The organism is Streptomyces sp. NPDC005485, assembly GCF_040606085.1.
GTDB lineage: Bacteria > Actinomycetota > Actinomycetes > Streptomycetales > Streptomycetaceae > Streptomyces.
Window position 1 is genome coordinate 24,380 of record NZ_JBEXDZ010000079.1, and the last position, 17,001, is coordinate 41,380.

Annotated in this window: 15 protein-coding genes; 8 read left to right on the top strand and 7 right to left on the bottom strand. The window is 72.2% G+C overall.

The features are described 5' to 3' along the window. Window positions 1-68 precede the first annotated feature (68 nt). The gene (locus ABZS97_RS24975) at window positions 69-1,238 is read left to right on the top strand and encodes a glycosyltransferase family 39 protein (RefSeq protein WP_356140629.1); all 1,170 of its coding nucleotides are present in this window, start codon (window positions 69-71) and stop codon (window positions 1,236-1,238) included. Between the two features lie 248 nt (window positions 1,239-1,486). Next, window positions 1,487-2,515 carry a phosphatase PAP2 family protein gene (locus ABZS97_RS24980; RefSeq protein WP_356140631.1) on the top strand — a complete coding sequence of 343 codons (1,029 nt, stop codon included), beginning with the start codon at window positions 1,487-1,489 and terminating at the stop codon, window positions 2,513-2,515. Window positions 2,516-2,645: 130 nt separating this feature from the next. Here ABZS97_RS24980 and ABZS97_RS24985 read toward each other — a convergent pair whose 3' ends face one another. After that, window positions 2,646-2,861: an I78 family peptidase inhibitor gene (locus ABZS97_RS24985; protein ID WP_356140633.1), complete on the bottom strand. Its 216-nt coding sequence runs from the start codon at window positions 2,859-2,861 to the stop codon at window positions 2,646-2,648. 463 nt (window positions 2,862-3,324) lie between these two features. Between ABZS97_RS24985 and ctaD the strand changes: the two genes are divergently transcribed. Further along, window positions 3,325-5,016, top strand: a complete 1,692-nt coding sequence (ctaD, locus tag ABZS97_RS24990; RefSeq protein ID WP_356140657.1) for a cytochrome c oxidase subunit I — start codon at window positions 3,325-3,327, stop codon at window positions 5,014-5,016. On the opposite strand, the gene ABZS97_RS24995 is transcribed toward ctaD, so the two are convergent. Continuing rightward, the gene (locus tag ABZS97_RS24995; protein ID WP_356140635.1) at window positions 4,898-5,935 is read right to left on the bottom strand and encodes a YafY family protein; all 1,038 of its coding nucleotides are present in this window, start codon (window positions 5,933-5,935) and stop codon (window positions 4,898-4,900) included. The two genes, ctaD and ABZS97_RS24995, sit on opposite strands and share 119 nt — an antisense overlap. A 62-nt stretch (window positions 5,936-5,997) precedes the next feature. Between ABZS97_RS24995 and ABZS97_RS25000 the strand changes: the two genes are divergently transcribed. Continuing rightward, entirely contained in the window at window positions 5,998-7,167 is a 1,170-nt protein-coding gene (locus ABZS97_RS25000) for an epoxide hydrolase family protein (RefSeq protein ID WP_356140637.1), read from the top strand. Here ABZS97_RS25000 and ABZS97_RS25005 read toward each other — a convergent pair. The 3 genes from ABZS97_RS25005 to ABZS97_RS25015 form a co-directional block, all read right to left on the bottom strand. After that, window positions 7,139-8,005 (bottom strand): hypothetical protein, encoded by an 867-nt coding sequence (locus ABZS97_RS25005; protein ID WP_356140639.1) that lies wholly within the window; start codon window positions 8,003-8,005, stop codon window positions 7,139-7,141. The genes ABZS97_RS25000 and ABZS97_RS25005 overlap by 29 nt on opposite strands. A gap of 102 nt (window positions 8,006-8,107) precedes the next feature. Next, the gene (locus ABZS97_RS25010) at window positions 8,108-9,400 is read right to left on the bottom strand and encodes an ABC transporter substrate-binding protein (protein ID WP_356140641.1); all 1,293 of its coding nucleotides are present in this window, start codon (window positions 9,398-9,400) and stop codon (window positions 8,108-8,110) included. Next, on the bottom strand, window positions 9,369-9,950 hold the full coding sequence (locus tag ABZS97_RS25015; protein ID WP_356140659.1) for a hypothetical protein: 582 nt from the start codon (window positions 9,948-9,950) through the stop codon (window positions 9,369-9,371). The genes ABZS97_RS25010 and ABZS97_RS25015 overlap by 32 nt, the downstream gene beginning before the upstream one ends. 133 nt (window positions 9,951-10,083) lie before the next feature. Between ABZS97_RS25015 and ABZS97_RS25020 the strand changes: the two genes are divergently transcribed. The 3 genes from ABZS97_RS25020 to ABZS97_RS25030 are packed head-to-tail and all read left to right on the top strand — an operon-like array spanning window position 10,084 to window position 14,125. Next, window positions 10,084-10,575: a hypothetical protein gene (locus ABZS97_RS25020; protein WP_356140643.1), complete on the top strand. Its 492-nt coding sequence runs from the start codon at window positions 10,084-10,086 to the stop codon at window positions 10,573-10,575. After that, entirely contained in the window at window positions 10,575-13,394 is a 2,820-nt protein-coding gene (locus tag ABZS97_RS25025) for an ATP-binding cassette domain-containing protein (RefSeq protein WP_356140661.1), read from the top strand. Before ABZS97_RS25020 ends, ABZS97_RS25025 begins: the two co-directional genes overlap by 1 nt. Beyond that, window positions 13,391-14,125, top strand: coding sequence for an ATP-binding cassette domain-containing protein (locus tag ABZS97_RS25030; RefSeq protein ID WP_356140645.1), 735 nt, complete (start codon window positions 13,391-13,393; stop codon window positions 14,123-14,125). The genes ABZS97_RS25025 and ABZS97_RS25030 overlap by 4 nt, the downstream gene beginning before the upstream one ends. On the opposite strand, the gene ABZS97_RS25035 is transcribed toward ABZS97_RS25030, so the two are convergent. Both ABZS97_RS25035 and ABZS97_RS25040 read right to left on the bottom strand, forming a co-directional pair. Then, a complete protein-coding gene (locus tag ABZS97_RS25035) occupies window positions 14,013-14,741 on the bottom strand; it encodes a transglycosylase family protein (RefSeq protein ID WP_356140647.1) in 729 nt (242 codons plus the stop codon). The two genes, ABZS97_RS25030 and ABZS97_RS25035, sit on opposite strands and share 113 nt — an antisense overlap. A gap of 127 nt (window positions 14,742-14,868) precedes the next feature. After that, entirely contained in the window at window positions 14,869-15,558 is a 690-nt protein-coding gene (locus tag ABZS97_RS25040; protein ID WP_356140649.1) for a transglycosylase family protein, read from the bottom strand. A gap of 537 nt (window positions 15,559-16,095) precedes the next feature. Between ABZS97_RS25040 and ABZS97_RS25045 the strand changes: the two genes are divergently transcribed. Further along, on the top strand, window positions 16,096-16,866 hold the full coding sequence (locus ABZS97_RS25045; protein WP_356140651.1) for a hypothetical protein: 771 nt from the start codon (window positions 16,096-16,098) through the stop codon (window positions 16,864-16,866). Window positions 16,867-17,001: the final 135 nt, after the last annotated feature.

A 17,001-nucleotide genomic window follows, 5' to 3' on the forward strand; every position in this document is an offset into this window, starting at 1 on the left:
CCCCCATGGACCGTCGGATTCCGCATTCCTCGACCGTCCGGTTCCGTACGCCGTCGATAATCGGACCCGTGACCGATCTTGAGACGCCTGTCGTGACGCGGCCCCGCACGGGCGCCCTGCGCCGGGCCGCACCCGCCCTTCTCGGGTACGTGGCGGTGCGCGCCCTGGGCCTGATCACCCTCGCCGTCTGGAGCGCGGCGCGCGGCAAGAGCGCGCACACCCTGCTCAGCGCCCGCTGGGACTCGCTCTGGTACGTGCGGGTCGCCGATCTCGGTTACGGCTACGAGGTGCGCCTGCCGAACGGTGACGTGCACTCGAACCTGGCGTTCTTCCCGCTGCTGCCCTGGCTGGAGCGGCTCGTCCACGCGCTCTCCCCGCTGTCGTTCGCGGACGCCGGGCTGCTGGTGAGCACGCTCGCCTCGCCGGCCGCGGCCTGGGGGATCTTCGCGGTCGCGGACCATGTGTACGGGGCCCGTGCCGGGGTCTGTGCCGTGCTCGTGTGGGCGCTGCTGCCCGTGGGTGTCGTGCAGTCGATGGCGTACAGCGAATCCCTGTTCACGGCGCTCGCCGCCTGGTCGCTGTACGCGGTGCTGACCGGCCGCTGGCTGACGGCGGGCCTGCTCGCCTCGCTCGCGGGGCTGACCCGCCCGGTCGGGGCGGCGGTCGTCGCGGCCCTCTGGGTGGCCGCGATCACCTCGTTCGTGCGGGAGAGAAGCGCGCTCCCGGCGGGCGGCACGCCCCGGTGGCGGCGCGCCCTCGGCATGCTGCTCGCGCCGCTGGGCGCCGCCGGCTACGTCCTGTGGGTCGGCCATCGCACCGGGGACGGCCCGCTGGGCTATCTCGACGTCCAGGCGGGCTGGCGCAACGGCTTCGACGGCGGCTACGCGTTCGCCCGGTTCGTCGGCGACAAGCTCACGTCGTTCCCCGCGGCCCTGGCGGGTCTCGCGATCGTCGTCGGGGTCGCCCTGGTCATCTGGCTGTACGTGGTGGGCGTACGGCAGGGGCAGCCGCTGCCGCTGCTCGTGTACTCCGGGGTGGTCGTCGCGCTCGCTCTGTGCGCGTCGAGCTACTTCGGCTCGAAACCGCGCCTCCTGATGCCCGCCTTCCCCCTGCTGCTGCCCCTCGCACTGGCCCTGTCCCGGCTGCGAACGTCCAGGTCGGCCCTGGTGGCCGGGGGTGTGGCGGTGGCTTCGGCCGTCTATGGGGCCTTCTGGCTGAACGGCTCCGGACCGCCATGATCGGCTCGGCGCCGCCCGGCGGCGCCGGTGAGCAGCCGGGGAATTCCGGCCCAGCATTCGGTGAACGAATTCAAAAGGGCCATAAAACAAGAACAGGCGATGATCAATGGAATTGAAGGCCGAGCGCTCCGGCAAATAGGGAATCCATAGAAATAAACCTGATCCTGAGAGCAATCCCACATCACATCGTCATCACAAACACAGGGATTCGGCCTGGAACGCAGCTCACTCGCTGTAACGTCGATTGGGTGCGTACCGAACGAAACCTCACCCGTCTGGACCGGGTCTTCGCCCGGCTGGACCGTGAGCCGGAACGACCGGCCCACATCGATGTGCCGCGGATGTCGCGGCACAGGGTGGTGCTGCTCGTAGCCACCCTGGCCTTCTACGTGGCCATCGTGTGGGCCGTGGCGATCACGTCGTGGCTGGTCCGGTTCGACTGGCAGGTCATGTTCTTCCGGCCCTACCAGCAGTGGCCGGAGATCCACGCGTTCCTCGACTACTACGTGGTGCTCGGCCAGCGCGGCCCCACCGCGGTGATGGTCGCGGCCTGGCTGGGCTGGCGTTCCTGGCGGCAGCACACCCTGCGTCCGCTGCTGACGCTCGGTGCCTCGCTGCTGCTGCTGAACATCACGGTCGGCGCCGCCAAGCTGGGCATGGGCCGTCTGGGTCCGCACTACGCCATCACGATCGGCTCGAACGAGATGGGGCTCGGCGGCGATATATTTCCCTCCGGTCACACCGCCAACGCCGTCGTGACCTGGGGCATCCTGGCGTATCTGGCCTCGACCCCGCGCGCCCGGCGCTGGCTGTCCGCCATCTCCGCCGTGACCTCGCTGGGCGTCGGCCTCACCACCGTCTACCTCGGTACGCACTGGCTGAGCGATGTCCTGCTCGGCTGGGCCGCCGGGCTGCTGATCCTGCTGGCGCTTCCGTGGTGCGAGCCGGTCATCGCCCGCGCCGAGGCCGCCATCTTCGGCCTGCGCGACTCCCTGCGCAACCGCCGCCGCCGTACCGCGCCGGCCCCCGTCGCCGTTCCGGTCGGCGCCCCCGCCCTGCTCGCACAGCGCTCCCCGGCCCCTGCGGACGACGAAGCTCCGGTCCGCGAGCCGGTGGGCGCCGCCCGCTCCGCCAGGGCGCCCGTCTACCTCGCCCCCGGCCCGCACACGGCCCGCTCGGAGCGCACCCCGGTCACCCCGGTCGGCAGCCGCCGCCCGCCGCACTCGGACCGGGTGCCGCGCGGCTCCAGCCCGGCCCGCCCCCTGACGGGCGGCTGAGCGGGCCGACACCCACGGACAGCGGGGCCGGTACGCACAACCTCTCCCCGCACAGCGAAGGCCCCCGGCTCCTGACGAGCCGGGGGCCTTCGCACAGCAGATCGACGAGCCGCAGGTCGGCGAAGAGCGGTCAGCCCTTCCAGCAGCGGGTCACCCTGCCTTCGGTGACCTCGAAGTTCAGCCGTCCCGTGCGGTACTCCATGGTGATGATCGCGCCCGGTGGCAGCGAGCGCACCGTGGACCAGCCGCGCTCCCGGGCACGGCTCTCGGCGCCCGGCGCGTCCAGTCCGACGTAGCTGTCCGGGCTGTCGTGGGGCTCTGCGGGAGGAGTGGGAATGGGTGCCATGACGGCCACGTTAGGCCGCCCGTCGCCGCCGGGGAAGTGCGGGTTCTTTGCTTTGCCTTGCCGGGCCTATCGCCCCTGCCTTGCCAGGCCTATCCCCCCGCGGTCCGTCCGCGGTCACGCTTCTGTCACAGGATCACGACACGCGTATCGGCCGCCATAACACCGGCTGCCGCGCGACGGGCCGTCACACGTACGAGGGGTTCCGTACGCCTTCCGCACGCCTTCGAACGTAATTCGCAGCCGCCCTTCCGCCGCTTCAACAATCCGATGGAAAACGGCCGAGAACCCTGTCGCAGGAATCCTTTTCCGCCGATTCCGGTGTTCCCCGCGGAATCTGACACCGCATGAGAAATACACGCATCCCCCACACGTCACCCGAACGCCCCCTGTCGGAGCACGGGCGACGCGAGCATCATGGCGGGTGCTTCAGCAGGCCCAGGACGCGATGGCGAAGGGGCGGGCGATGGGGACGGACACCGTGCTGGCGACGGAGCGACCCGCGGCGGTGAAGCAGCCAGGACGGCTGATCATCGAGTGGCTCACGACCACCGACCACAAGAAGATCGGCCACCTCTACCTGATCACGTCGTTCGGCTTCTTCCTGGTCGGCGGGCTCATGGCGCTGCTGATGCGCGCCGAACTCGCCCGGCCCGGCCTGCAGCTCATCGACAACCACCAGTTCAACCAGCTGTTCACCCTGCACGGCACGATCATGCTGCTGCTGTTCGCGACGCCGACCTTCGCCGGGTTCGCCAACGAGATCATGCCGCTGCAGATCGGCTCGCCGGACGTCGCCTTCCCCCGGCTGAACATGCTGTCGTACTGGCTCTTCCTCTTCGGCGGCCTGATCGTGCTGGGCTCGATCTTCGTGACCGACGGGCCGGCCGCCTTCGGGTGGTTCGCCTACGCCCCGCTCAACAGCATGGAACGCTCACCGGGCCTCGGCCCCGACATGTGGATCATGGGGCTCGCGCTGGCCGGCTTCGGCACGATCCTCGGCGCGGTCAACTTCATCACCACCATCATCGGCATGCGCGCCCCCGGCATGACGATGTTCCGGCTGCCGATCTTCACCTGGAACACGCTGTTCACCTCGATCCTGATCCTCTTCGCGTTCCCCGTGCTCGCGGCGGCGCTGCTGGTCCTGGAGGCGGACCGGCGCTTCGGATCGGTGGTGTTCGAGGCGGCGAACGGAGGCGCGCTGCTGTGGCAGCACCTCTTCTGGTTCTTCGGCCATCCCGAGGTCTACATCATCGCGCTGCCGTTCTTCGGCATCATCACGGAAATCCTGCCGGTCTTCAGCCGGAAGCCGATCTTCGGCTATCTGACCCTGGTCGGCGCGACCATGGCCATCACCGGTCTGTCCGTGGTCGTGTGGGCGCACCACATGTTCGCGACGGGGGCGGTGCTGCTGCCGTTCTTCTCCTTCGTGTCGTTCCTGATCGCGGTGCCCACGGGCGTGAAGTTCTTCAACTGGACCGGCACGATGCTCAGGGGCTCGCTGTCCTTCGAGACGCCCATGCTCTGGGCGACCGGCTTCCTGACGACGTTCCTGTTCGGCGGCCTGACGGGGGTGATCCTGGCCTCGCCGCCGCTCGACTTCCACGTCACGGACACGTACTTCGTGGTCGCCCACTTCCACTACGTCGTCTTCGGCACGGTCGTCTTCGCGACCTTCGCGGGCTTCTACTTCTGGTGGCCGAAGCTCACCGGGAAGATGCTCGACGAGCGCCTAGGCAAGATCCACTTCTGGACGCTCTTCGTCGGCTTCCACACCACGTTCCTGGTGCAGCACTGGCTCGGCGCCGCGGGCATGCCGCGCCGGTACGCCGACTATCTGGCCGCCGACGGCTTCACCGCGCTGAACACCGTCTCGTCGATCGGCGCGTTCCTGCTGGGCTTCTCCACGCTGCCCTTCCTCTACAACGTGTGGAAGACCGCCAAATACGGCACGAAGGTCGAGGTCGACGACCCCTGGGGCTACGGCCGCTCCCTGGAGTGGGCGACCTCGTGTCCGCCACCCCGGCACAACTTCCTCACCCTGCCCCGGATCCGTTCCGAGTCCCCGGCGTTCGACCTGCACCATCCCGAGTACGCGGCGCTGGCTCCTGCGCCCCCTCAAGAGCCCGAGTCAGCCGGTCCCTCGCCGTCCTGACCGCCTCGGTGAACTCGGCCGGCTCCAGGATCTCGAACTCGAAGCCCATCAGCATCACGTGAATCACCATCACATCGAGGCTCGCGGCCCCGGTGCGCAGCAGACAGGTCCCCTCGCTCTCCGCCTCCAGCGTCCCGGCGGAGGGCGAGACACGGTCGGCGGCCTCCTCCACGGGCACGAACAGCCGGACGACGGCATGCGAGGCGTACGCGCGCACGGAGACGCCCCGGGAGACATAGGCGGCGAGGTCCTCCGCGGGGGGATTGCGCGGCGTGAAGCGCGGGCCGTGCGGCGGCTTCGGCGTGATGCGGTCGACCCGGAACGTACGCCAGTCGTCGCGGTCGACGTCCCAGGCGACCAGGTACCAGCGGCGCTCGGTGCACACCAGGCGGTGCGGTTCCACGGTGCGCCGGGTCGAGGAGCCGCCGTGGTCGCGGTACTCGAAGCGCAGCCGCTCCGCGTCCCGGCACAGATGGGCGATCTCGGTGAGTACGGCGGGGTCGACGGCGGAGGGCTGGGGGCCGCGCAGCATCGGCACGGTGAAGGCGTTCAGGGCGCCCACTCGGCGGCGCAGCCGGCTCGGGAGCACCTGTTCGAGCTTGGCGAGGGCGCGTACGGAGGTCTCGCCGATGCCCTCGATGCCCTGTCCGGCGGCCGTGCGCAGGCCCACCGCCACGGCGACCGCCTCGTCGTCGTCGAGGAGCAGCGGCGGCAGTTCGGCCCCCGCGCCGAGCTGGTAGCCGCCGCCCGTGCCGGGGCTGGCGTTGACGGGGTAGCCGAGTTCGCGCAGCCGGTCCACATCGCGCCGCACGGTGCGCGGTGTGACGCCCAGGCGGTCCGCCAGGTCGGCGCCGGACCAGTCGCGGTGGGCCTGCAGGAGCGAGAGCAGGCGCAGCAGTCGTGCCGAGGTCTCCAACATGGATCCGAGTCTGCCAGCCTTTGAGGACAGTAACTGTCCGCAAGGGTACGTACGTTGGGTTCATGGCAGACAACAGCGCGACCCAAGAGGTACGACCGTTCCGGATCGAGATCCCCGAGGCACAGCTCCAGGATCTGCACACCCGTCTGGACCTGACCCGCTGGCCCGACGAACTCCCGGGCGCGGGCTGGGAGTACGGGGCCCCGTTGTCGTACGTCCGCGACCTCGCGGCGCACTGGCGCAGTGGCTACGACTGGCGCAAGCACGAGGCCGCCCTGAACGAGATCCCGCAGTACGTCACCGAGATCGACGGCACCCAGGTGCACTTCCTGCACGTCCGCTCCCCCGAACCGGACGCCCTGCCGCTCCTGCTCACGCACGGCTGGCCGGGGTCGGTCGTGGAGTTCCTGGACGTCATCGGCCCGCTGTCCGACCCGCGTGCCCATGGCGGCGATCCGGCGGACGCCTTTCATCTGGTGATCCCGGCGATCCCGGGCTTCGGCTTCTCCGGGCCCACCCGGGAGCGTGGCTGGAACGTGCAGCGGATCGCCGAGGCGTGGGCCGAGCTGATGCGCCGGCTCGGATACGAGCGTTACGGCGCCCAGGGCGGCGACTGGGGTGCGGTGATCTCGCCCGAGCTGGGCCGGGTCGCGCCGGACGCCGTCGTGGGTGTCCATGTGAACGCGGCGTCGGCCGGTTTCACGCCGCTCGGCCCGCTGTCCGCCGAGGACCGGGCGGCGCTGAGCGACCGGGAGCGCGAACGGCTCGCGCTGCAGCAGTTCGGCCGGGACCAGTTGGGGTACGTGGCGATCCAGTCGACGCGCCCGCAGACCCTCGCGTACGGGCTGAGCGACTCTCCGGTGGGCCAACTCGCCTGGATCGTCGAGAAGTTCCAGGAGTGGACGAATCCGTCGGCGGTGCTGCCCGAGGACGCGGTGGACCGGGACCGGCTGCTGACGAACGTGATGCTGTACTGGCTGACCGGGACCGCGGGCTCCTCTGCCCGGCTCTACTACGAGTCCGCGAGCACCTGGGGAAGCCCGCCCGCCCCCTCGGGCGTGCCCACGGGCGTCGCGAACTTCGCGGTCGACCGCGCGGTCCGGGTGGTCGCCGAGCGGTCCAACACCGTCGCCCACTGGGCCGAGTTCGACCAGGGCGGGCACTTCGCCGCGCTGGAGACGCCGGACCTGCTGACAGGTGACGTCAGGGAGTTCTTCCGTCCGCTCCGGTGACGGGGGCGACGGCCCCCTTCGCCACGACGGACACGGACAGGTCGTTGTCCCGCGTGAAGTACGGCCCGGCCTGCACCGGGCCGTACTCCGTGTCTAGGGCCGCGCGCGGATACGTGAGCACCGGCTGCTTGTCGGCGATGTCGTCGAGCAGCCGCGCGATCCGCACCCGCGGCCCGCTCTCCCCCGCCGGGCGCAGCCACAGGTCCCAGATGCCGGGCGGCAGCACTCCGTAGGCCAGGGTGAAGCCGAACTCCGCCTGTTCGGCGACCACTTCGGCATGCAGCAGGGCGCCGGAGCCCCGGTGGCGGGCCTCGGCGCGGGCGGCCGGTGCGAGTGCGGTGCCGTACACCCGGCCGTGCACCACCAACCCGTCCTCGGCGGGCCGCAGTTCGTGCGCCTCGGCGTGCGGGGCGCGCAGCCAGCTGCGGACGCTGAGGTTGCCCTGCCGGGTGACGTACGGGATGCGGACGGCGACATGGCCGAGGGAGCCGCTCGGCACGCGGTCGACGAGGGAGCGCAGGTCGTTGACGCCGGGGGCGAGGCGGCGCGGCTCGCCGCCCGCGACCTGCGCGTAGGCGTCCCAGCGGCCCTCGGCCAGGGCGACGCCGCTGGGCAACGCGGCGCGCAGCCGGCCGTTGCCGACCGGGGTCAGCGGCAGGCTGACCTCCTCGTCGCGGTCGCGGCGGCGCAGTACCAGCAGCGCGGCACCCTGCTCGCCGGTCTCCGTGACGTCGAAGGTCAGTCCGCCCGCGGAGTCGGCGATGCAGTCGGCGCGCGGAGGCATGGCGGCGTCCTCTCCGGCGCGTCGACGCGCGGTCCGCGGAGCCGACGTCGTCATGCGGGCGCCCCCTCGTGCGTGCGATGCGTCCGGCACCGCGTGCGTTCGCCTTTGGGGGTTAGACCGCCGACCCGGCCCGTTGGTTGCCTTCACCACGCCACTTCAGGGTGTGTAGGGCAACTGCGGTACGTCGAAGCAGTTCTTGTCCATGTCGCCCTGGGAGACCCAGCCCTTGCCGTCCTTCCAGCGGGCCACCGACAGGCATGCCCTGCGGGTCTTCGGGGGCTCGGGCAGGCGTTCGTGGACGACCGGGACGAGCAGACCGTCGGCGGTGTAGGGCTCGCTGCGGTTCATGAAGCGGTCCACGCACGCGCGCGTGATGCCCGTCCCGGCGCAGGACTCGGCCGCGTCCGTGAACCACTTCGCGGCCGCCCACCCCTCCAACTGCCACTGGGAGTGCGTCTTGAGGCCCTTGGTCGCGTCCCGGAACTCCCGTACGGCCGGGTTGCCGGTTTCCTCGTAGCTGCGGCTGGAACCGGTTGCCCACAGGGCGTTGCGGCAGCGCGGGGCGTTCTTGTAGTCCTCGGGGACGGTGGACGCCCAGTTCTGCACGTTGGTGACCTTGGCGATGACCTCGGCGCCGACGTCGTCCATCGCCTCGCACAGCTGGGCGTTGCCGTGTGTGTCGATGGCGTCGAAGACGAGGTCGGCGCCCTGGTCCTTCAGATCGGCCGCGACGGCGCGGAAGTTGGGCAGCGCGAAGTCGACCTGCTCGCTGACCACCTTGTAGCCCTCGGCCTTCAGGCCCTGGGTGACGAGGCGGGCGTAGGAGGCCGACGCGGACTGGTTGTAGGAGACCACGGCCGCCGTGCGGGCGCCCTGCTCGCGCTTGAAGTAGCGGTAGACCTCGGTGCCGCCGTACAGCTTTCCGTCCCAGCCCGGCGTGCCGGTGCGCGGCGCGAGGCTGCCGTAGATGCCGTACAGGTGCGGGTAGGTGTCGTAGGCGGCGCCGATGGGCTGGCCCCCGATGTCGGGCACGCGCGCGTCGGACACGCGGGAGGCGCCCGCGTAGTCGAGGGCGGTGGTGGCGACGAGGGCGGTCACCCGGTCCTCGTCGATCAGCTTGTGCACGCACTCGTTGTCGCCGACGCCGCTGCCGCCGTCGTCGCAGGTGTGCACCTCGACCGTGCGGCCGTCGATGCCGCCGCGCGCGTTGAGCCGGTCGAACCAGGCCTTCGCCCCGTCGCGCGGGCCGGTGAACGTGGAGCCGCCGACCGGGCTGGTGACGCTGGTGATGATGCCGACCCGGATCGGTTCGGCGCCGCCCGGTGCGGACGGTGTGGCGCGGTGCTCGAAGTCGCTCTCGGGAAGGCGGCTGCCGCAGGCCGTGCCCACAAGGAGCAGCAGGCCCGCGGCAACCGTCTCAGCAACCCGCGGCCGGGCTCGACGACGCATCGCCGCTCAGCTGGACGAGGGCGCACAGGGTCTTCACGGAGACCTTCCAGGTGCCGTCCTGCTCGACGGAGGTCCCGGCGGCTCCCGGCAACGCGGTGGCGCCCTTCAGCAGCAGCGCGTACGTCACGTTCGCCTCGGTCGGCGAGGTGAACTCGATCTTCTCGACGTGCGCCTTGACCTGCTGACCGCGCTGGTCACCGCTGAAGCCCTTCAGTACGGCGGTCATCTTGTCGCCGTTCTCCAGAACCGCCTGCTTGTCCTTCATGGAGACGGCCGGGTCGAAGAACTTCTCCCAGTTCTGCTTGATCTCCTTCTCGGCCGCAGCGGGGTCCGACGGGGCCGTCGGGCTCGGCTGGGCACTGGTCGGCTTCTCGACCGAGGGGGTCGGCGGAGCGCTGCTGCTCCCGCCGCTGTCGTCACTGCACGCCGCGAGGGCCGGGGCGAGGACGAGGACGGCGGCGGCTCCCAGTGCCGTCAGCCGTCCGGTGGCCCTCCCGGGCCCGCGTCCCCGCCTGCCGTTCCCCCGCCTGAGGTCGCTCCCGAGAACCATCTGGCTCACCACCGGGTGTCGGTCCGGGCCAAGTGCGCCCGGTGCTTTCAGGGTCAGCTTGCAGAAGGCATAGTGCAAGTCCATCGGTGGACTTGGAAGGGCCGGACAGAGACCCGACATGTGGGAGCCCCGGATGCGGACAGCTCGACTGCGGACCGTGCACCCCGTCCTCTGGGCCGGGTGGGCGGCGCTCGCCACCGGCGCGGTGCTGTGCGTCATCGGCTGGTACGGCATCTCGGGCGAGCGGTACGCGGAGCGGCAGCTGCCCTACCTCGCGTCCTGCACGGTGCCCGGCGCCGCCCTGATCATCGCGGGCGCGGTGCTGCTCACGCACGGCAGGAACGCGCTGGCGGCGGCGCGCGTGGAGGAGCTGTACGGCCTGCTGGTGGCGGCCGGACCCGCCGACGGCGAGGAGTCCGGGCAGCCGGCCGCCGAACCCGTGGCCACCAGCGGGGAGCTGCTGATGGTGCCGGGCGGCACGCTCTGGCACCGCGCGGACTGCCCGCTGGTCGCCGGCAAGGCCGAGGCCGTACCGGTGGACTCGCACGTCCTGGCGGGCGGGGACCTCGGGCCGTGCCCCATCTGCGAACCGCCCGCCACCGGCCCCGGGCGTCCGGGTCGGTGATGGCGTCCCTGACGTACGACCTCACGCTCGCCGGTCTCTCGGTCGGCAGCGCCGCCGCGCTCACCGGAATCGGCCTGATCGTGACGCACCGCGCGACGGGCGTCCTGAACTTCGCGCACGGCGCGATCGCGATGGTCTGCGCGTACGTGCTGCGGCAGTTCACGGTCGAGTGGCACTGGTCGCTCGCGCTCGGGGCCGCGGTGACACTGCTCGTGGTGGCTCCGGCGATCGGCGTGGTCCTGGAGCGCTTCGTCTTCCGACCGCTGTCCGTGCTGGGCAGTGATCCCACGCAGACCCTGGTGGCCTCCATCGGGCTGTTCGTGCTGCTGGTGGGCGGGGCGGCCCTGGTGTGGGGACCCGGTGCGCGCGCGGACGCGCCGACGCTGGTGTCGGCGGATCCGTGGGGGCAGCTGGCGGTGGCGGTCGTCCTGGCCGCCGGTGTCGGGGCCGTGACCCGCTGGACGCGTTTCGGCCGGGAACTGCGCGCCGTCGTCGACGACCGCTCGCTCGCCCTGCTCGGCGGCATCGACGCGGACCGGGTGGCCGCGGCGGGCTGGGCCTTCGGCTCGTTCACGGCGGGCCTGACGGGCGTGCTGCTCGCCCCGTACGTGCGGCTGGACCCGTACGGGATGCCGCTGCTCGTCATGGAGGTGATGGCCGTCGCGGTGGCCGCCCGGATGCGCAGCCTGCCGGTGGCCGTCGTGGCGGCGCTGGGCATCGCGGTCGCGCAGAGCCAGCTGACCCGTCTGCATCCGTCGGGCTGGGCGGAACCGCTGTTCCAGGCCGTGGGCGCCAACCTGTTCGTGGTCGCCCTGCTCGTCGCGGCTCTCGTCCTGCCCGGCATCGGCACGCGCGACGCGCTCCCGCGCACGGCGACGGCCCGCGTGCCCACGCCGCCGGGGGCGTGGATCGTGGCCGTGGTCCTCTTCCTGCTCCCGCTCGGCTTCGCGGGCTCGGACCTGCACACCTCGGTCCAGGTCCCGGCGCTCGGCGTGGTGCTGCTGTCCCTGGTCGTCGTCACCGGTCGCGGCGGCCAGATCTCCCTCGGCCAGGCGGCGTACGCGGGCCTGGGCGCCCTCTTCACGGCCCTGCTCGCCGCGGGCCGCTTCCCCGGCCTGCCGCGCCTGCCCGAACTGGCCGCGCTGGCCCTGGCGGTGGTGCTGGTGGCGCCCCTCGGCGTCCTGACCGGCTGGCCCGCGATCAGCCGCCACGGCCTGGCCCTCGCCCTCGCCACGTTCGCGGTGGGCGTCGGCGTCAGCCGCTTCGTCTTCGCCCAGCCGTACGCCACGGCGGGCCTCTCCCTCGACCGCCCCACCGGCTTCGACGGCGACCGCGCGTACTACGTCCTCGAACTCGCCCTCCTGGCCGGGGCGTTGCTCGCGGCCCGCGCCCTGCGCCGCGGCCGCACCGGCAGAGCCCTGGCAGCCATGCGGGACCACGAGTCGGGCGCCTCGGCGGCGGGAGTACGCGTCCCGGCCCTGAAACTGTCGGCGTTCGTGGCGGGCGCCGCGCTGGCGGCCCTGGGCGGCGGCATGCTCGGCATGGGCCTGCGCGCCTTCGACCCCGGTGCCTACGACCCCGTCCGCGGCCTCCTCTGGTTCGCCGCGATCGTCGTCCTCGGCGCCGACAGTGTCCTGGGCGCCCTGGCCGCCGCGGCCCTTCTCGTCGGCCTCGACGCGGGCACCCGCGGGGGCGTCGCGGCAGCCTCGATCGGCCTCCTCGCCGTCCTGGTGGGCCGCTTCCCCGGTGGCCCCTACGAGGCCCTGCGCCTGGCGGCGTCCCGCCTGCGACTACGACGGAGAGTGGCACTCACGCCGGTGGGTGCGCAGGCGCGGAGGCGGTTGGGGACCGCGGGAGCCGGGATCGGCGATCACGGCAGAGGGGCCGGGGCGGTCCGGAGCGAGGGTGGGACGCCGCAGCCGACGCAGTCTCGCAGCGCCGGTGAAGCCCTGAGCGGGCCAAGCGCGGACGGTACGGCGCAGCCCGACGGGACGGGGCAGCCGAGGAGTTCCGAGGGTGCCGCCGCGCCGGGGCGCCCTGCGGCGCGGCCGGGCCCGGCCGGACGGGTACCGGCCGCCTCGTCCGCCCTGCACCCCCTCCTGCGGGCCCGCCGACTCCACGTCGCTTACGGCGGGTTCACCGCACTGGACGGTGTCGACCTCGACGTCCCGGCGGGGCGGATCACCGCGGTCGTAGGACCCAACGGGGCCGGGAAGAGCACCCTGTTCCACTGTCTGGCCGGGACCGTGCGGCCCGACAGCGGGCGGGTGCTGCTCGGGGAGCGGGACGTGACGCGGCGGGCTGCGCATGCGCGGACGCGGCTCGGGGTGGCGCGGACCTTTCAGCAGCTGGCCGTCTTCCCGTCGCTGACCGTGGCCGAAAACGTTCGGGTGGGCGCCGAGCAGGGCCGCGTCACCGATCCGGGCGCCGTGGAGCGGGCGTTGCGGCTGCTGAACCTCGACGGGCCGCTACGGACACTGCCCGCGGCGGAGCTGCCGACGGGAACCCTGCGGCGTGTCGAACTGGCCCGGGCGCTCGCCGGCAGCCCAAGGGTGCTGCTGCTGGACGAACCGGCCGCGGGGCTCGACAGCAGGGAAGTCACCGCACTGGCCCGGCTGTTGCGGGCCCTCGCCGCGGACGGCATGGCCCTGCTCGTCGTCGAGCACGACCTCGACCTGGTCGCCGACCTCGCCCACACGGTGCACGTCATGGCCGCGGGCCGCATCGTGGCCTCCGGGCCCGCCGACCGCGTACTGGAGACACTCGGCACGATCGAGACGGCAGGCGAGCCGACGATCGAGACAGGAACCGGCCGATGAGCATCGCCCTGCGCCGCGCGCGCGTGCGCTACGGCCCCCTTGAGGCCCTGCACGGCGTGACCCTCCTCGCCCCGGGCCCCGGCCTCACCGTGCTGCTCGGCCGCAACGGCTCCGGCCGTACGACCGCACTGCGCGCCCTGGCCGGGACGCTCCCGCTGTCCGGTGGCGCCGTCGTCTGGGACGGCGCCGACGTGACCCGGCTGCCCGCGTACGAACGCGCCCGCCGCGGCCTGTGCCTCGTCCCGGAACGCCGGGCCGTCTTCGGCTCCCTCACGGTCCGCGAGAACCTCGAACTGGCCTCGGGGACGCGCGCCTTCGACCTCGCCCTCGACTCCTACCCCCCACTGCGCCCGCTGCTCCCCCGCCGCGCGGGCACCCTCTCCGGCGGCGAACAGCGCATGCTCGCCCTCTCCCGCGCCCTGCTGTCACACGCGCGCGTGGTGCTCGTCGACGAACCCGCGCAGGGCATGTCGCCGGCGGTGGCGGCCCGCACGTACGAACTGCTGAGCGGCCTCGACGCCTGTGTGGTGATCGCGGAGCAGCGGCTGCCGCCCGGCCTGCGGGCGTCCGCGGGCCGGACGACGTACGTCCATGAACTGCGCCGTGGTGCCGTCGTGTTCAGCGGAGAGGCGGCGGAGGTGAGGGGGGTGCGAGGGGCGGAAGGGGGGAGAGGGGCGGGCCGAACAGGGCCGGGGCCGGGGACGAGGCCTGGACGCCGCCTGGGCCCATAGCCGTGGCCGGGCTCTTGGACGCGCCTGCCCCCGTTGCGGCTGCCGTGTCCTTCGGGACACCCGACCCCTTCGGGATCAGCAGCAGCGTGCCCGGGTTCAGCCGGTCCGGATGCGGCCCGACCATCTGCTCGTTGGCCTTGTACAGTGCCCGCCAGCCGCCCTTCACCTGGTACAGGCGGGCGATCGACGACAGCGTCTCGCCGGACTTCACCACGTGCATGCGACCCGCCAGCCCGTACCTCCTGGAACAGACGGGCCACGCCTCCCACCCCTGGACGGCGAGGACCTTCTCGGCGACCGTGATCTGATCCGCGCGTGAGGCGAGGTCCGCGCGCGGGGCGTACGCGAGACCGCCGAAACCCTCCCAGCTGGGCTGCCAGAACTGCAGCCCTCCGTAGAAGCCGTTGCCGGTGTTCGCGTCCCAGCGCCCGCTGCTCTCGCACTCGGCGAGACAGCCCCAGGGCCACTGGTCCTCGACGCAGTCGTACGGGACACGGCCCGCCTGGGGGCCCGGAAGCGGCGGCGGTGGTGCCCCCGCGCTCGCCCGGGCGGGGGCGAGGACGGTCAGGGCGGCGGCGACCACGGCCGCGTACCGGACGCGCTTGCTCGTCGACATGGGGTACATCGGCCCACGCTATGCAGCCCGCCCCGGCCATCCGTCGAGCCGCGCCCGCCCCCGCGAGCGCCCCACCCGGTCGGAGGACCGGGCGGGGCCCCGTTGCCCGGGGGCGGGAGAGCGGGGCTCAGAGTGCGAGCCGCTGCCCGGGCAGAATCAGGTCGGGATCACCGCCGATGACGGCCCTGTTGGCGGCGTAGACGTTCCGCCAGGTGGTCCCGTGCTGTGCCGCGATCGTGCTCAGCGTGTCACCGCTGCGGACGGTGTAGTTGCCGCGGGACGTACCGCGGTCGGCGTGTCCCTGCGAACGAGCCGGCGTCTTCGACGGCTTCGTCTTCGCGGGAGCGGACTTGTGCGTCTTCACGGGGGCGGACTTGGTGGTGGCCGAGCCGGAGCCGGCCGAGCCGCCCGAGGAGGCGGGCGCGCCGCCGTACGCTCCGGCGCGCGCCGAGCAGGTGGGCCACGCGCCCCACCCCTGTGCGCGCTGGACCTTGGTGGCGACGGCGATCTGCGCGGACCTGGAGGCCTTGTCGGCGGTCGACGCGTAGGCCGCTCCGCCGTACGCACGCCAGGTGCCCGCGGAGAACTGGAGTCCTCCGTAGTAGCCGTTGCCGGTGTTGATGTGCCAGTTCCCGCCGCTCTCGCACTTGGCGATGCGGTCCCACACTCCGCTGTCGGCCGCGGCGGCGTTGCCGGTCGCGGCGAGCAGTCCGAGCGGGGCGAGCAGTGCCGCGCCGGCGAGGACCGCCGTCGTACGAGTCGTGCAAGCCGTACGAGCCTTACTGGGCTGACGAGTGTTCTCGGCACATGCGGACATGTATTTCCCTCTCGACGTACCCGGGGTCCCCCAAGGCGGGGCGCGGCTCCCGTCGCGTAGGACGCGGTCGTCGCGCTCCGCCCCGTCCGCCGGAGGCTGTGCTGCGAGCTGGCTGTGGTGCGGCCGGCGGACGATCCCGAGCGGTGCTCGTTGCACACGGCCGAGGAATCTAGGGAGCCGGGCGGTCCGATATCAACCAACTCCTTGTCATTCCAGGCCAGTTAGCCGTTACCGTGGGTATCAGCGATTTTCGGCCACCCACTTCATTCACTGATATCCGGATTTGTCGACCTGTCGCCCTGGTGATCTGTGACCCACTTCACGCAACCAACTTCCTTGGAACTCCTACGAGTTGGCGTGGAGTGACGGATTCCGCGGTCAGGTTCACCCTGTGCGTCGGATGGTTCGATTCCGTTCGCTCTCGGGCGTGACTCCGGCCACAGATCACCCGTTGTCTTCTTCATGAGCCGGGGCCACCGGCTTCATGGGCCGGGAGCCACCCGGCATCGCCACGCACCGCATCCCGAGGAGCCACCCGTGCCGCGCATGCTCGACGTCGGCGACGACGTACGCGCCGAGATCGGCGACGAAGAAGCCGACCGGCTGCTCGCCGGAGAGAACGCCCCCGGCAGCTACGACTGCACGTCCTGCCGCACCCAGGGCGACTCGGAACAGGAGCGCACCAGCACCGTCCTGTTCATCGGCGACGAGACCGCCGTCCTCGCGTTCGCCCACGCCACCTGCCTGCCCTCGCAGGTCGTCCAGGTCACCGAGGAGCAGCTCCAGGGCGCCGTCCGCTCCATCTCCGCCGACGGGCCCGCGAACACCGGCCCCGAACAGGCCGTGCTCGGTGTCACCAGCGGACTCGTCCTGATCGCCGGGGAGTTGCATCCGGCGCTCGTCGTCGAGCCGACCGGGCCGATCGTGCGGCCCGGCTCGACCGACATCGGCGACGACTTCCTGCCGCTGCTCATCGAGCAGGGCTTCATGCCGCTGACCGAGCTGAACTCGCCGCCACCGGTGCTGCACGGCTGGTCCGTGCTGCTCGCCATGGGCCAGCTGCACGCCGTGCTGCAGCCCGGCACGGGCGGCGGCTCCCCCGTCGCCTGGTGGCAGGCCCACCAGGCGCTCCAGGTCACCGAGAGCTGGCGGGCCGCCGCCAACAAGCACCAGCAGGTCCTGCTGTTCGCGGCCCCCGTGGGCTCCATCGGCCGCCAGCCCCGCGAGGACCTCCTGCGCGACGCCCTGGACAAGGCCGCGGCCAACGGCAAGCTGGTAGGAAGCGCGATGCCGCTCGCGGGAACCTGAGCGGTCGCGTCGGCGGGCGGGCGCATTGCTCCGGCCGGGTGAACAGCGCGTTGCTCACCGCGGACAAGGTGAACGTCGGGTGTGCGGGAACCCGGGGGTCGCGCTGCCAGACGATCTGCGACACGGATCTGCGGC